Consider the following 14,438-nt stretch of genomic DNA (forward strand, 5'->3'; position numbering starts at 1 on the left):
CGGCCGGTCAGTCGTGGATCAGGACCACGCCGCCGATCAGACGCGTGGTGCGCACGCCCAGCGTCTGTTCCAGCCGCGCCACGGTCAGATCGGGCTGATCGATGCGGAAGGCGCCGCTGACGCGACGGGCGCGGACGGATCGGCCGACGACGTTGATCGGCGAGGACGAGTATCGCGCGATTTCCTCGACCACCTGCGACAGAGGCTGATCCTCGAACACCAGCCAGCCGTCGGTCCAGGCGTCGACGCCAAGGGGCGACGGCGTCGGGGCCGTCGGGGCCTGATGCGGGCGATAGGTCGAGGTCTGATTCTCGCCCACCACGACCGATCCCGGCCGCGACGCCGCGCGCACGGCGTGTTCGGTCACCGACACCTGGGTCAGGGGGCCGCGCCGCCTCACGACGAACCGTGTGCCCAGCGCCGTCGTCGATCCGCCTCCGGCTTCTACCGCAAAGGGACGTTGGGTGTTCGGGGCGACGGTGAAGGCGGCCTCGCCGCGTAGCAGCCTCACGGTGCGCCGACCGGGTTCGTAGGCGACCGCGACGGCGCTGTCGGTGTTCAGCTGGATGATCGAGCCGTCGTCCAGCGTCAGGGTGCGCTGCTCGCCCGGCCGGGTGATGGCGTCGGCCTGGATGCGGGTCGGGATGTCCAGCCCCATGAAGGCCAGGGCTAGGGCGGCGGCCATGCCGGTCGCGGCCATGGGCGCCCAGCGTCGCGTCCTAACGGCATCCCTGGCGTAGTCGCGCCTGTGTCGCCGCGGCGGCACGGCCGGCGCGGTGTAAGAGGGAGCGGAAAGACTGACGGCCTCGCCCATGTCGCGCCAAAGGCCCTGGGCGCGCGCAAAGGCCTGGGCGTTGGAGGGGTTCTTCAGCCACGCCTCAAGCCGCGCCTCGCCCTCGGCGTCCAACGCGCCCCCTTCCTGATCGGCGACCCAGCGTGCGGCCTCGCGATCCGCGCGGGAGACCGGCGGGGTCTTGGATCGGGAATGAGTGAACGTCATTACGCCGCCTCTCCCTCAGCCAGCCGCATTTGGCAATGGCCGATGGCGTGACGGACGTGTTTGGCCACGGTGTTGGGCGCGATCCCGAGCCGATCCGCCACCTCGGCCGGCGTCAATCCCTCGACGCGGCGCAGAATAAAGACCTCGCGGCAACGCGGCGGCAGCTCGTCGATGGCGGCGGCCAGCATGTCCAGCCGCTGGCGATGGATGATCAGCGTCTCGGTCGTGGGCGCAGCATCGGCCATGCGCGCGTCGTCGGCCGGACCGTCGAACAGCGCGGCGCCGCGCTTGCGGCTGCGCATCTGGTCCGAGGTCAGGTTCAGCACCAGACGATACAGATAGGCCCGCTTGTCCTTGATCGCGGCCGGATCGGAGATGCGCTGGATGCGCAGCCAAAGGGTCTGGGTGATGTCTTCGGCAAGGCTGGCGTCACCCAGAATGCGGCGCGCCAGCCGCAGCAGAGACGGTCTTTCGACGACCCATAATTGCGAGAGGGTCTGCCCTGGCTGTGTGTTCGGCTGAGCCATCGTGTGCGGCCCCATACATTGATTGCGAATTGGTCGCAACAACTCGCAGCGCCGCGGGTGACTGCATAGGTCTTCCCTCCCTCCCCCACACCCGGTATGTCCCCGCCCGTGGCGTCATCATCCTGTGAGCATTGGTCGTTGTCGCGATCGCTGGCGTTCCTCGCCGCGACGTTCGCGATCGTGTTTGCGACCCTGCTGCCTTCTGCGGTGGCGGCGTCGGCCGCGACGGGCGCTCCGATCATGCTGTGCTCGGGCGACCGTATCCTGGTCTCCTACGACGCCGACGGCGCGCCACGGCCTGAAAAACCGTCGCCGATCGACAGTCTGAAGTGCGCCTCCTGCGTGCTGGCCAGTTTCACGGCCCTGCCTTCACCGCCGCCGATCCATCCCGTAGCGCCCCCGCGCATTGTCGCGGTCCAGCCGACCGCGCTGTGGACCAGCCTGCCCTTCGACGACTTCCGTACGGGTCTGCGCCCGCCATCGACGGCCCCGCCTCTCGCCTGAACAGATCGACGCCTATGCGCTGACGCCCCCGTCGGCGCACGCCCTTCCCTGTTCAGGACAATCCACACATGTCTCTCAAGACCACGGCGGCGCCCTGCGCGCTGCTGATCGCGGCGTTCGCGACGCCCGCCTTCGCCCAGTCCGCCTATGCCCAGTCCGCCTATGCCGATCAGGCGACCACAATCGACGAAGTCATCGTCACCGCCAGGCCAACGGCCATGGCGCTGGACCGCCCTGCCCCCGCCGCCAATCGGCTGGGCCTCACCCACCGCGAGACGCCGGCGACGCTGGACGTGCTGACGCAACAGCGGATGCAGACCGAGGGCCTGCGGACGTCGGTCGAGGCCTTCAACGCCGCGCCGGGCGTCAACGGCGGCACGCTTCCCGGCTCGGTCGGCGTCACCTCGATGCGCGGCTTCACCTCCACCGCCATCGCCTATCTGTTCGACGGCGTGCGGGTGACCGGCTCCAACAGCGCCATCCGCAACTTCGACACCTTCAACTTCGAGCGCGTGGAAGTGCTCAAGGGGCCGGCCTCGGTCCTCTATGGCGAGGGCGCCCTGGCCGGCGCGATCAACCTGGTGCCCAAGCGCGCCTATGTCGGCGAAAGCAGTGGCGAGGGTCTGGTCAGCCTCGGGTCGTTCGGGACGGTTCGCGCCGGCCTTGGCGGCAACCTGCCGATCAACGATCACATGGCGCTGAGGGCCGACGCCAGCTTCAGCGACACGAACGGTTGGGCCGACGACACAGAGGCCCAGACCCGCGCCCTGACGACCTCGCTGCTGATCAAGGCCTCGGACAGGCTGACGCTCAACCTGTTCGCCGACTATTTCTACGACAAGTCATCGCCCTACTTCGGCTCGACCCTGGTCCCCGCATCCGTGGCGCGCGATCCGTCAGGCCTGGTCGAGAACAGCCAGGGCCTGGTGCTGGACCGGGCCACGATCCGCACCAACTACAACGTCGAAGACGGGGTGATGAAGTCGGAATCCTTCCAGGTTCGGACCCGCGCCGACTATCGCCTGAACGACCACTGGACCCTGACCAACGAGCTGGCGGGCTACACCGCCGACCGTCTGTGGCGAAATGTCGAGGATGTCTCGTTCAACAGCGCCGCCAACCTGCTGAACCGCAACACCACCCTGATCGCCCATGATCACCAGTACTGGACCGACCGCGCCTGGGCCGCCTTCGACGGCCTTATCGGCGGGCGCCGCAACCGCTTCACCATAGGGGCGGAATACAGCGACACCCATTTCGAGACCACGCGCCGGTTCGGCACGACGACCGCCGTGGATCGCTTCGATCCGGTCAGGGGCGTCTTCCCCCAGACGACCCAGGCCAACTTCCCCGGCGCGGGATCGCGGGTCGACTGGGTCAGCGACAGCACCACGGCGGCGATCTTCCTGGAGAACGCCTTCAACGTGACGCCGAAGTGGCTGCTGGTCGGCGGGCTTCGCTACGACAGGGTCGAGCTGGAACGCGAGACCTACGACCTGAACACCCTGGTCCGCGCGAACTACGGCCAGGATTACGATCCCGTCTCCTGGCGGATCGGCACGGTCTATGACCTGCACCCCAAGACGCAGCTCTATGCTCAGTTCAGCCACGCGGTGACGCCGGTCTCCAGCTTCCTGTTCCTGAACAGCACCAATGCGCGCTTCGACCTCAGCGCGGGCGACGCGATCGAGGCAGGGATCAAGACCAGCTTCTGGGGCGACCGGGCCGACGTGACGGCCGCCGTCTATCACATCACCCAGGACGACATCCTGACGCGCGATCCCGCCAACCCGGCCCTGACCATCCAGGGCGGGGAACAGCAGTCTTACGGGGTGGAGGTGTCGCTGTCGGCCGCCGTGACCGACCGTCTTCGCATCGACGCCAGCGGCGCCCTCCTGAACAGCGAGTTCAAGACCCTGATCGAGGCCGGCGGCGTCGACCGCTCCGGCAATCGACCGCCCAACGTGCCCGAGCAGATGTTCGACGTCAGCGCCTATTACAGCCTGCCGTGGCTGCCCGTGACCCTGGGCGCGACGGTGCGATACGACGGCGACTTCTACACCTCCAACGCCAACACCTACCGGGTCAAGGGGCGCACGGTGGTGGACGCCCAGGCCAGCTGGCGCGCGCCGTTCGGGCGGGTGACGGTTCGCGGCCGCAACCTGTTCGACGAACTCTATGCGGACTGGTCCGGCTATGGCGCCACACAGCTCTATCTCGGCGCGCCGCGCAGCGTGGACCTGACCCTGAGCCGGAGCTTCTGACCATGACGATCGCGCCCGAAACCCGCCCGAACGCCGGCCTGACAGGACTCTATCGCACGATCTGGCGCTGGCATTTCTACGCCGGCCTGATCGTCGCGCCCTTCATGCTGATCCTGGCGGTGACGGGCGCGATCTATCTGTTCAACGACGAGATCAACGACGCCGTCTATCCGCACCAGCGCTTCGTCGCCGAGGCCCCGGCGGCGCCGACGAGCCGTCTGATCGCGGCGGCGCTGGCCGACTATCCCGGCGGTTCGGCCACGCGGATCGACATGCCGGTCGAGGCCGGCCGCAGCGCCCAGGTCTTCGTCACCCCGGCCGACGGCGAACCCCGGCGGGTCTTCGTCGATCCCGGCACGGCGCAGGTGCTTGGCTCCTATGTCTACACCCGCACCCTGGTCGGTTTCGCCGACACCTTCCACGGCTCGCTGATGCTGGGCGACCGGGGCGACGCGGTGGTCGAGTTGATGGCCTGCTGGGGGCTGATCCTGGTCATCACCGGTCTTTACCTGTGGTGGCCGCGCGGCGGACGCGGGCTCGCCGCCGCCCTGTCGCCTCGACTGAAGAGCCGGGGCCGTCTGCTGTGGCGCGAAGTCCATGCCGTCACCGGCGTCTGGACCGCCGTCCTGATCGCCTTCCTGATCCTGACCGGCCTGCCCTGGGCCACGGTCTGGGGCGGCCTGCTCAAACAGGGGACGGACGCGCTGGGCATCGGCTATCCGGCCAACCACCGCCTGCATGGTGCCACGCCGGTCGCCGGCCAGACGCAAGCCGCCCCGCCTGCACAGACGGTTCAGCAGGCTATCGGCGAGGCGCCCTGGACCGTCGAGAACGCGCCCATGCCGGTCTCCGACCCCCACGCCGGTCACCACGGCGGCGGCATGGGAATGACGATGGCGCACGCCCAGACGGGCATCGGCGTCGATGGCGCGGTGGCGGCCCTGGCGCGCGCGGGCATGACCACCGCCTATCGCCTGACCCTGCCCAAGGGGGTGGACGGCGTCTACACCGCCTACACCTATCCCGGCCGACCCGAGGGCCAGCGCACCCTGCACATCGACCAGTATTCGGGCCGCGTGCTCGGCGATGTCCGCTTCTCGGACTATGGCGTCGCGGCCAAGGCCGTCGAACTGGGCGTCCAGATCCACATGGGCAACTATTTCGGATGGGCCAACCAGATCGTGATGCTGATCGCCTGCCTGGGCGTCATCGTCCTGTCGATCACCGGACCGTTGATGTGGTGGAAGCGTCGCCCCAAGGGCAGGATCGGCGCCCCGCGCGAACTTCATCCGCTGAAACTGCGCACCGTCGCCCTGCTGACGATCGCGCTCGCCGTCGTCTTCCCGCTGGCCGGGCTCAGCCTGATCGTCATCCTGATCGGGGACGCCCTGGTCGGTCGCCTGCGTCCCGCATAAATCCTGGCGTCGCCCTGTCGCCTCGGGTCGCGCATGGGGCGGGCTGATCCGATCGCCGGTTGCAGGAATGGACTGGCGAGGCTGCGGCCCAGCTTCTACAACCGTGCGACGCATCAGCAAGGGGGAGGCGAGTTTGCGGGGCGAGGTTCTGACGTTCGACGAGGCGACCGGACTGGGGTTCATCCTCGGCGACGACGGCGCGCGGTATTCGTTCACGAAAGAGGACGTCCAGCCGCCTTCGGTTCTGGAACGCAGCCAGAGGGTCGATTTCATCGCCGAGAAAGATTGGCGCGCCCAGCAGATCATCGCCATGCGGCCCCCTCTGATCACGAGCGCGATGTCCGGCGGTGGTGCAGGCGCCGGCGTGTTCGACCTGGGGCGCGTGATCCAGCGGACGTTCGCCGCGATCAAGCAGAACGCGGCGATCTTCTTCGGCGCAGCCGCGATTCTGGTGGGCTTGCCCAATGTGCTCGCCGCCTTCGGTCAAAGCTCCATGCTGACCGGCGGCAGCGAGATGTCCGGCCTGGTCCTGATCATGATCGGCGCTGTTCTGAACCTGATCGGCCTATACCTTTTGCAGGGCATGGTGGTGAAGGCGGCGGTGAACGGCTTCAACGGCAAGACGACCACCTTCGCCGACGCCTTTAGTGTGGGGATCAATAAATTCCTGCCGCTGCTGGGCACGGCCATCATCGCCACCCTTGGAATGATGCTGGGCTTCGTCCTGTTGATCGTGCCGGGCATAATGCTGGCGGTGATGTGGTCGGTCTGTTCTCCGGCCATCGTGGTCGAGAAGCGCGGCGTCTTCGCCAGCCTGCAGCGCAGCCGCGAACTGACCAAGGGCTATCGCTGGCACGTGTTCGGCCTGCTGGTCATCTATGTGATCTTGTCGTGGATCATCGGCGCCGCAATCGGCGGGCTCAGCCTGGCGACCGGCGGAACCCTGACCGGCGGCACGCCGAACCTGATGGTCAGTCTGATCTCCGAGCCCTTGGTCAGCATCCTGTCCGGCGTGGTCGCCTCGGCGGGCGTGGCGTCGCTGTATTACGAACTGCGCTCGGCCAAGGAAGGCGGCGGGTCCGAGGAACTGGCCTCGATCTTCGACTGATCGCTGGCGATGTCAGACGTCGTGCTTATCGCGGCGTCTGACGCCCATCAGCAGCTTCTGTTCAAGTCGGCCGCGCAGGGCGGCGTAATAGGCGCTGAGGAAGTCGCGGTCCGCCTCTTGCGGGCTGCGCGTCCAGCCGATCTTCTTGGCGATCCGGTCGGCGACGTCGCGCTGGGTCTTGCGATCGCCTTGGCGCAGGACGGTTTCCAGCACGTGCAGTTCCTTGGCGCCATAGGCGTCCACCTGAGCCGGCGTGAAGTCATAGGCGGCCATCCGACCTGCGCCGTCGTCGGCCATGTCGCGGATCAACTTGCGACGCGGTGTGCGCACGACCCAAGTCCCCCCGATCAGGTCGCCGACCCTCAGCCGATCCTTGTTGAACAGGGGGAAGAAGACGAAGATCGCCGCCCAGACGAAGGCCAGCAGATACATCCAGCCCTCGACCCCGCCCTCCTGACTGCGGGCGACCAGGATAGACAGGGGCAGGAAGACCTCCAGCTCGCGCATGGCGTTGCGGGCGAAGACGGCTTCGGCCTTCAGCCGTCCGCCGTCGCGCGACGCGACCCGCAGGCCCATGACCCGCTTGCCCGGCGTGGCAGCCGCCGCCGACAGTTCGAAGGCGGTGAAGTAGAAGTTCCGCAGCAGGAAGAAGACGATCAGCCAGATGACGGCGATCATCTCTGCGCCGGTCGGGCCGCCGACCATGGATGCCCCTGCGCTGAAGGCGAAGGCCGAGGCGATGGTGAAGACGATCAGCACGCCGATGATGATGGCGGCGTCCAGCAGAAAGGCGCCCGCCCTCTGGCCCGCATCGCCGATGTTCAGGCGCAGGTCCACGCCCTCCGGCGTGACGAAGGCGCGTTCGGTGCGCGGCGCGATGGGTTCAGCGGACATGGGCGACCCCTGGTCTCGGCGCGTAGAAATAAAGCCCCCAGATCACGGCGGTCGCCGCCGCCACGGCGTAGCGCAGGCCGGTATCGACGATCAGTTGACGGCCGAAACCCTCCAGCAGGCCGGCGAACATCAGCATCACCACCACCCCGCCCATGGCGATGGCTGCGGTGCGTCCCGCCTCGACTGCGGCGTCCATCCGTCGTCTCTGACCGGGGAAGGCGACGGCCCAGCCGATGCGCAATCCCGCCGCCCCCGCAAGGATGACGGCGAACAGTTCGGTCACGCCGTGGATCAGCAGCCAGCCGCCCAGCTCGAACCCCAGCCCGCGGCTGGCGAACAGGGCGAAGAAGGCCCCCAGGGTCGCGCCGTTGTAGAGGATCAACAGGCCCGTCGGCAGGCACAGGGCGAACCCCAGGGCGAAGGCCAGCAAGGCGACCTGGGCGTTGTGGGTAAAGAGATAGGCGGCAAAGGCCGACAGGCCCTGGGCGTCCTCGGCCCCTTCCAACGTGGCGCGCAGGGTTTCGGTCGAGGCGGCGGGGTCGCGTCCGCCGCTGAGGTCGGCGGGGACGAAGGCGTAGAACCACTCCGGCTCGTGCATCACCAGCCAGGCGCCGACCAGGGCGCCCAGCAGCATCAGGGCCGTCGAGATCAGGGTCTCGCGCCACAGGCCGCGCACCGCAGCGGGCCAGTCGGTGCGGAAGAAGGCGACCAGCCGATCCTGGATCGTCGCCCGCGAGCCATAGACGAAGAAATAGGCCCGCGCCGACAGGGTCTCCAGATAGTCGATCAGACCCTGATCCAGCGAGGTCTCGCGCGCCACCGACAGGGCCGACAGGGTCGAACGGTACAACACCGGCACGGCCAGGATTTCTGCGTCGGTCAGTTTGGACGCCGAGCCTTTCTCGGCCTTGTCCATCAGCCGTTCCAGACGACGCCAGTCCTCTTCGCGGGCCTGGCGGAAACGCTGGCTCTTGAGCAGGCCGGAGGGGCGCACGTCGGTCACAGCAGGTCCCTCCGCTTCAGGTCCAGATAGGCGTTGACCACCTCGGTCCCCACGCGCTCGGCGGGGGCATCGACGATGTGCGCCCCCATGCGCCGCAACCGCCCGATCACCGTCTCGCGTTCACGCAGCAGGGTTCCAGCGACTACGGCGCGGGACACGTCCTCGGGCGTCCGGGGATCGGCGGCGGTCAGGCCTTCAAGCTCGTCGTCGCGCAGGACGACGAACAGGACCAGGTGACGCCGCAGAAGCCGCCCCAGCGACTCGATCATCAGCTCGGCGGCCGTGGAATCGGTGAAGTCGGTGAAGACCACGATCAGCGAGCGGCGCTGAAGCTGGCCCGACAAGGTCGCCAGGGCCAGGGTGTAGTTGGTCTCGTGCGTCGAATAGTCGATGCGCCCCACCACCGCTTGAAGCGTGCGAAAGGCGTCCAGCCCGCCCACCGCGCCGGTCGTCACGCGCGGCTGGGAATCAAAGGCGAAGATTCCCGTCCGGTCCCCCGACCGCAGGCAGGCGTAAGACAGCAGCAGGGCCGCATGGATGAAGCGGTCGATGCGCGGCATGCCGCCGACCGGCTCGCAAGCCGCCCTGCCGCAGTCCAGCGCCATGATGACGTTGTGGTTTCGCTCGGTGCGGAACTCCTTGGCCAGCAGGGCGGCGTGACGCGCCGACTGTTTCCAGTCGATGGAGCGGCGGTCCATCCCGGCCTGGAAATCGCGCAGGGCCTGAAACTCCGACCCCTCGCCGATCTCCAGCTGGGTCTTGGCGCCGAACAGGGCGTCGCGGGCGAACAGACGCACCGCCTGATCGCGGACCCATTTCAGGTCGGTCAGGACAGGGGCTGCGATGTCTAGCGCGAAGGTCTTCTGCTTCCACACCAGTCCCATCGGCCCGCGCCAGCGCACCCACAGGGCGTCCAGACTGGCGGCGCCCCGGCGGTTGGGGGTGAAGGGAAAGGCCAGGGCCGCGCCGCGATCCGACACCGTCGCCTGGCGCGTCGCATCATCCAGCCCCAGCCGGGCCTCGCCCGACAGGGCGGCCTCGACAGTCCTGGGAACGGGGCCTTTCGCGCCGAACCGCACCCTCAACCCGGCCATGTCCGACCGACCGACCGCCGCGCGCATGGGTTTGGGCGCGTCCAGCTCCAGCCCGCGTCTCGATCCGCCCGACAGAGCATCGACGGCGACGAGCAGCAGCAGGGCGGCGATCCAGACCGGGCCCGCGATCCAGCCCAGAGGCGTCAGGACGCCGGCCAGCAGGGCCACGGGAACGCCCGCCGCCATCGCCGTCACCGCGCGTCGGGTGGGATAGATCACCGGGGCGCCGCCACCTGATCCACCAGACCGGCCAGCACCTGTTCGACGCGCCGTCCCTCGATCTCGGCCGCCGGCGACAGGACCAGACGGTGACGCAGGGCCGGGATGGCCAGGGCCTTCACGTCGTCGGGAATGACATAGTCGCGACCGTCCAGCGCCGCCCGCGCCCGCGCCGCGACAGCCAGCATGGCCCCGGCGCGCGGAGACGCGCCGGTCTCGACGTCGGCCGAAGTCCGGGTCGCGCGCACCAGGCCGGTGATATAGCCGATCACCTCGTCCGTCAGGCGCACGTCCGCGACCGTGTTCACCGCCGCATCGATGACGGCGGCGTCGGCGACGACCTCGACGCCCAGGGCGATGGGGTCCATCAGGCCGGTGCGCGAGCCGTGGGCGGCGACGATGGCGCGTTCCTGCTCCAGGCTGGGATACTCCAGCACCTGTTTGAACAGGAACCGGTCCAGCTGGGCCTCGGGCAGAGGATAGGTGCCCTGCTGCTCGATGGGGTTCTGGGTGGCGACGACGGTGAAGCGCGCGCTGAGGGCGTGGGCCTCGCCGTCGATGGTGATCTGGCGTTCCTGCATGGCCTCCAGCAGGGCGGCCTGGGTCTTGGGCGGGGTGCGGTTGATCTCGTCCGCCAGCAGCAGTTCGCAGAAGATCGGCCCGCGCGTCAGGGTGAAGCTGGACGTCTGAAAGTTGAACAGGTTGGAGCCGATGATGTCGCCCGGCATCAGGTCGGGCGTGAACTGGATGCGGCCGTAGTCGAGGCCCAGGGTACGCGCGAAACTCTGGGCCAGCAGGGTCTTTGCCGTGCCGGGCGGACCTTCCAGCAGGACATGGCCGCCGGCGAACAGGGCCGTCAACAGCATGTCGACGGCGTCCTCCTGGCCGACCACGGCCTTGGCGATCTCGGCGCGGATGCGCTCGGCGATCGTCTTCACCTCATTGACGTGCACGGGTCAGCTCCTGGTTCCAGCGATGAAGGGCGCCGGCGACCCGCATCAGGTCGGCCGGCGACTTGGCGGCCCGGGCCTGTTCGGCCAGGGCGGTGTAGGATTCGGTCGCGCCGCCGGTGCGGCCGACGCGGTCGAGGAAGGCGTCCAGCGCGGCCTCGTCCAGATTGCGCGGCGCCCCGATGGCGCGGGCCACGGCGGCGCGCACCAACAGGGCGTAGGGCGCCGCCATGCGATGCTCGCGCCGCGCCAGCCGGACCAGGCCGGCCGTATTGTCCGCCAGCCCACGCTTGCCCAGGGCGATGACCCGGCCCTTTTCGCGCGCCGGGCCGAAACGGACGGCGGCCTGGAAGCCGGCGAAGGCGGCCAGGGCGACCAGCACCAGGGTCATTCCGACCAGCGGCGGCTCCAGCATCAGCCGCAGCATGTTGCGGGTGCGCTGGAAGCCATGCAGCGTCAGGTCGAACACCACCGGCGCATCGTCGGCGCGCACCAGGTCGATAAGGCCGACGGCGGTGGTCGCGCCGTTCAGGGTCTTGAGCGCAGCCGTGCTGACCAGGTCGGGATCCGCCAGGACATAGGTCCGCAGTTCGCGATGCATCGCCAAGACCGCGCGGCCCTGATCGTCGACCACGACGGGGATCCAGGCCGGCCCTTCGAGCGTGCGCAGCTCTTCGACCTGAATCGGCTTGCCGAACGGCGCGCCGCTGGGACGGCGAAGGCTGATGGTCGCACGCCCCTTACGCGCGTTCAGCGTCAGATCCTTGCGTAGATCGTCGGGCAGCGCGGCCAGGGCCATCGACGGCGGCTGGACGCCCAGGGTGCGCACCCATCCGGGGCGATCCGCGTCGGGCACGGACGTCCATTTCGGCAGGACGACCAGCGTGGCGCCGTAATGTTCGATGTCGTCGATCTGTTCGGGCTTCGTCTGGGCCGAAGGCGTCAGGATCAGCAGGCTCTCGTCCGACGCCTCGGTCAGCGCCCCCCGGTTCAGCACCACCGGCACGCCCACGCCGCGCAACAGCGAAGGCAGGCCGCCGAAGCCGGTGGACGACCGCGACAAGGCATGACCGCCGCCGTCGTTGCCGGACCTCAGCTCCGGCGCATAGGCGGACAGGACCCCCAGCCCCGCCAGCGCCACCACCCCGACCAGCAGGACGACGATCATGGTGACGGGCGAGAAGCCGCCGTCGCCGGCCTTGCTGGATCGGCTCATGCGCGCCAGCCCTCGGGCAGGGCGAAGGCCTCATAGGCCTGGCGACAGTCTGCGAAGTCCTGGGCGCCGACGGTTGCGCCGCCGAACAGGCTGCGCTCCACCATCCGGCCGATCAGGTCGAAGGCCGGACGGGCGGCGTCGGGCAGGGCTTTCAGCCGAGCGATCTCGCGCGTGGTCAGCGAAACGCGCACGGCGCGCGGCTGGCGCTGTTCGATGTCCTGAACGCTACGCAGCAGCAGCAGGTGAGCGGCATCGGCATAGAGCCCTCGCGCCGCCAGGGCGTCGGCGTCGGCCAGCAGATCGCGAGCGACGCGCGCATCGGGCCGCCATTGCGCATCGGCGACGATCTTCGGCTTCGTCGGCTTGGCGGGCGGCGCGCGCATCCGCAGGATCTCGCGGACGATAGCATACAGGATCAGAGCCGCGACCAGGGCCAGGCCGATCCAGAACACCCACTGCAGAACCGGCGCAATGAACTGAAGAACATCGCCGATCCAGTGCAGCCAGCCGGGCGTCTTGATGTCCGGGCGATCAAAGCCGATGCGGTCGAACTGAAGGGAATCGTCCTTCAGGAGGCGGGCGTGCGCCCTGGCCAGGGCTTCATCTGTGGGCGAAGCCCTATCCTGCATCTTGAGCACGCACCCTCACCGAACAGCCAAGCCATACCGTTCGGAGAAACGGAGTCAACCACAGGCACCCACCCCTGGCCCCTCCGCCGCCGGAACCTTTGTGTCGATCGAAGCCATGTCCTGGGTGCGCAAAGAGTGCGGGCAAATAGCGCGCAAACCTTCCATCACCCCGATAACCCGATGGACGCCATTGCCGCCGCCATCTGCGGATCCCGACCCGAGGCGATGTCCTCGGCCGTCGTCTGAACCAAGACGTCGGGCTGGATCGCGGCGTCCGGTTGGGGCGTGTCGGGGAAGCTGGCGATCAGCGGCAGGTCGATCTCGATGCCCGATGCCGGAAGCTTGAGGAAGAAGAAGGCGCCCCCGTTGATGCCGCGCCGGTTGCCGCCGGTCGGCTGGCCGATCAGCTTGGCGACGCCGCTTTGCTGCACGGCCTGGGCGAAGCCGAAGGTGGCGGAGCTGTTGGAGGCGTCGCAGAGGACCGCGACCGGTCCTGTGAAGCGCGTTCCGGCCGGTCGGATCACCGTGCCCTTCGCATCGTCGTCGTAACGCGTCAGCCGGTAGAAGCCGGGGCGTTCGGCGGAGGGCTGGGCCTGGTCACCCCAGTCAAGGAAGCTGCGGTCCCAGGTGTGGAGATAGGGCCGGACCGACGCAGGGGCGCTGCGGTAACGGGTCCAGCGCTGGTTGCGCGACAAAGGCAGGTCGCGGTCGATCAACCGGCTGAGGATGAGATTGCCGCAGTCGAGGCCGCCCTCGTTGCCGCGCAGATCAATGATCAGGCCCCGCGCCCGCTCTGAACTCAAGGCGTCCATGGTCTCGCCCAGCCAGGCCTCCCAGGCGAAGGTCGAGTTGAACAGGGCCCAACTGGGCATGGTCAGGCGGCGGACGCCATCGGGAAGGGCTTCGAGCGTCCAGGGATTGGCGTCGCCTGTCGGGCTGGCCGACGGCGCGAGGCGGGACTGCCGCTCCGCAAGAGTGAGCAGCGGCGCGCGCACGATCCGGCCGTCCGCCGCGAGGGTGAAGGCGGCCTCGTCCTTCAGCGGCAGGATGAGCGGCAGATGGATATCGAAGGTTTCGAACCGGTCTTCGCCGCGAACCTCCATCAGATTGATCCGCTTGGCGTCGTTGCCGCCGTCGGCGCGGGCGAGCGGGACAAGACGGGCCAGGAGCGTTTCTGTGGCGACGCCGTCGATGGCGGTGACCACCGTCCCTCGCGGCAGGTCGCTTGCGGGCGTGTGATCCTGCGTCACCACCATACGGCCGTCGATCCAGCGAAAGCGGAACGGCACGAGCGACCGGTCCGGGTACATGGCCGCGACCATGGCGTCGTCGCCGTTGTAGGGGCTGGGATAGGTGTGGCCGCAGCGGAGCGAGGCGGTGACCCGCGTCAGGGCCAGAAAGCGCTCACGAAACGATCCCGGCGACCGCCATATCTCGGCTAGCGCGTCGAGGCGCACGGTGATCTCGGCCGGTGTGCTGTAGCGGTAAAGGCCCGGATGCATGGCCTCCCAGACCTCGCGCAGGATGGCGACATCGCCGCTCCAGTCGTCGGACCGGGACTGCGCCCACGCCGGACATGCGGAAGCGAGGGACAAGCCCGCAGAGACTTGTAGAA

General features: G+C 68.6%; 13 protein-coding genes. 4 read left to right on the forward strand and 9 right to left on the reverse strand.

Annotated features, from left to right (window positions below; all coding sequences use genetic code 11):
* Positions 1 to 7: 7 nt before the first annotated feature.
* Together ACQY72_RS06850 and ACQY72_RS06855 are read right to left on the reverse strand one after the other, a co-directional pair.
* Complete coding sequence (locus ACQY72_RS06850; RefSeq protein WP_428156494.1) at positions 8 to 1,000, reverse strand: FecR family protein; 993 nt, start codon at positions 998 to 1,000, stop codon at positions 8 to 10.
* Positions 1,000 to 1,527, reverse strand: a complete 528-nt coding sequence (locus ACQY72_RS06855) for an RNA polymerase sigma factor (RefSeq protein ID WP_428156495.1) — start codon at positions 1,525 to 1,527, stop codon at positions 1,000 to 1,002. Before ACQY72_RS06855 ends, ACQY72_RS06850 begins: the two co-directional genes overlap by 1 nt.
* A gap of 138 nt (positions 1,528 to 1,665) precedes the next feature.
* Between ACQY72_RS06855 and ACQY72_RS06860 the strand changes: the two genes are divergently transcribed.
* The 4 genes from ACQY72_RS06860 (at position 1,666) to ACQY72_RS06875 (ending at position 6,818) form a co-directional block, all read left to right on the forward strand.
* Positions 1,666 to 2,031 carry a hypothetical protein gene (locus ACQY72_RS06860; RefSeq protein ID WP_428156496.1) on the forward strand — a complete coding sequence of 122 codons (366 nt, stop codon included), beginning with the start codon at positions 1,666 to 1,668 and terminating at the stop codon, positions 2,029 to 2,031.
* Between the two features lie 68 nt (positions 2,032 to 2,099).
* Positions 2,100 to 4,295 (forward strand): TonB-dependent receptor, encoded by a 2,196-nt coding sequence (locus ACQY72_RS06865; RefSeq protein WP_428156497.1) that lies wholly within the window; start codon positions 2,100 to 2,102, stop codon positions 4,293 to 4,295.
* Between the two features lie 2 nt (positions 4,296 to 4,297).
* A complete protein-coding gene (locus ACQY72_RS06870) occupies positions 4,298 to 5,710 on the forward strand; it encodes a PepSY-associated TM helix domain-containing protein (RefSeq protein ID WP_428156498.1) in 1,413 nt (470 codons plus the stop codon).
* Positions 5,711 to 5,843: 133 nt separating this feature from the next.
* Positions 5,844 to 6,818, forward strand: a complete 975-nt coding sequence (locus tag ACQY72_RS06875; RefSeq protein WP_428156499.1) for a hypothetical protein — start codon at positions 5,844 to 5,846, stop codon at positions 6,816 to 6,818.
* Between the two features lie 12 nt (positions 6,819 to 6,830).
* Here ACQY72_RS06875 and ACQY72_RS06880 read toward each other — a convergent pair whose 3' ends face one another.
* The 7 genes from ACQY72_RS06880 to ACQY72_RS06910 form a co-directional block, all read right to left on the reverse strand.
* Positions 6,831 to 7,712, reverse strand: coding sequence for an RDD family protein (locus tag ACQY72_RS06880; RefSeq protein ID WP_428156500.1), 882 nt, complete (start codon positions 7,710 to 7,712; stop codon positions 6,831 to 6,833).
* Complete coding sequence (locus ACQY72_RS06885; protein WP_428156501.1) at positions 7,702 to 8,715, reverse strand: stage II sporulation protein M; 1,014 nt, start codon at positions 8,713 to 8,715, stop codon at positions 7,702 to 7,704. Before ACQY72_RS06885 ends, ACQY72_RS06880 begins: the two co-directional genes overlap by 11 nt.
* Positions 8,712 to 10,028: a DUF58 domain-containing protein gene (locus ACQY72_RS06890; protein ID WP_428156502.1), complete on the reverse strand. Its 1,317-nt coding sequence runs from the start codon at positions 10,026 to 10,028 to the stop codon at positions 8,712 to 8,714. The genes ACQY72_RS06885 and ACQY72_RS06890 overlap by 4 nt, the downstream gene beginning before the upstream one ends.
* Positions 10,025 to 10,981 carry an AAA family ATPase gene (locus ACQY72_RS06895; RefSeq protein WP_428156503.1) on the reverse strand — a complete coding sequence of 319 codons (957 nt, stop codon included), beginning with the start codon at positions 10,979 to 10,981 and terminating at the stop codon, positions 10,025 to 10,027. Before ACQY72_RS06895 ends, ACQY72_RS06890 begins: the two co-directional genes overlap by 4 nt.
* A complete protein-coding gene (locus ACQY72_RS06900; RefSeq protein WP_428156504.1) occupies positions 10,968 to 12,194 on the reverse strand; it encodes a DUF4350 domain-containing protein in 1,227 nt (408 codons plus the stop codon). The genes ACQY72_RS06895 and ACQY72_RS06900 overlap by 14 nt, the downstream gene beginning before the upstream one ends.
* A complete protein-coding gene (locus ACQY72_RS06905; RefSeq protein WP_428156683.1) occupies positions 12,191 to 12,823 on the reverse strand; it encodes a DUF4129 domain-containing protein in 633 nt (210 codons plus the stop codon). The genes ACQY72_RS06900 and ACQY72_RS06905 overlap by 4 nt, the downstream gene beginning before the upstream one ends.
* Before the next feature lie 164 nt (positions 12,824 to 12,987).
* Complete coding sequence (locus ACQY72_RS06910; RefSeq protein WP_428156505.1) at positions 12,988 to 14,418, reverse strand: S41 family peptidase; 1,431 nt, start codon at positions 14,416 to 14,418, stop codon at positions 12,988 to 12,990.
* Between the last annotated feature and the right edge of the window lie 20 nt (positions 14,419 to 14,438).

Source organism: Brevundimonas sp., assembly GCF_965279155.1.
GTDB lineage: Bacteria > Pseudomonadota > Alphaproteobacteria > Caulobacterales > Caulobacteraceae > Brevundimonas.

Bases quoted from the DNA above. Each gene is read 5' to 3' on its own strand.
- ACQY72_RS06850 (WP_428156494.1), bottom strand. From the start codon at position 1,000: ATGACGTTCACTCATTCCCGATCCAAGACCCCGCCGGTCTCCCGCGCG.
- ACQY72_RS06855 (WP_428156495.1), bottom strand. From the start codon at position 1,527: ATGGCTCAGCCGAACACACAGCCAGGGCAGACCCTCTCGCAATTATGG.
- ACQY72_RS06865 (WP_428156497.1), top strand. From the start codon at position 2,100: ATGTCTCTCAAGACCACGGCGGCGCCCTGCGCGCTGCTGATCGCGGCG.
- ACQY72_RS06870 (WP_428156498.1), top strand. From the start codon at position 4,298: ATGACGATCGCGCCCGAAACCCGCCCGAACGCCGGCCTGACAGGACTC.
- ACQY72_RS06880 (WP_428156500.1), bottom strand. From the start codon at position 7,712: ATGTCCGCTGAACCCATCGCGCCGCGCACCGAACGCGCCTTCGTCACG.
- ACQY72_RS06900 (WP_428156504.1), bottom strand. From the start codon at position 12,194: ATGAGCCGATCCAGCAAGGCCGGCGACGGCGGCTTCTCGCCCGTCACC.
- ACQY72_RS06905 (WP_428156683.1), bottom strand. From the start codon at position 12,823: ATGCAGGATAGGGCTTCGCCCACAGATGAAGCCCTGGCCAGGGCGCAC.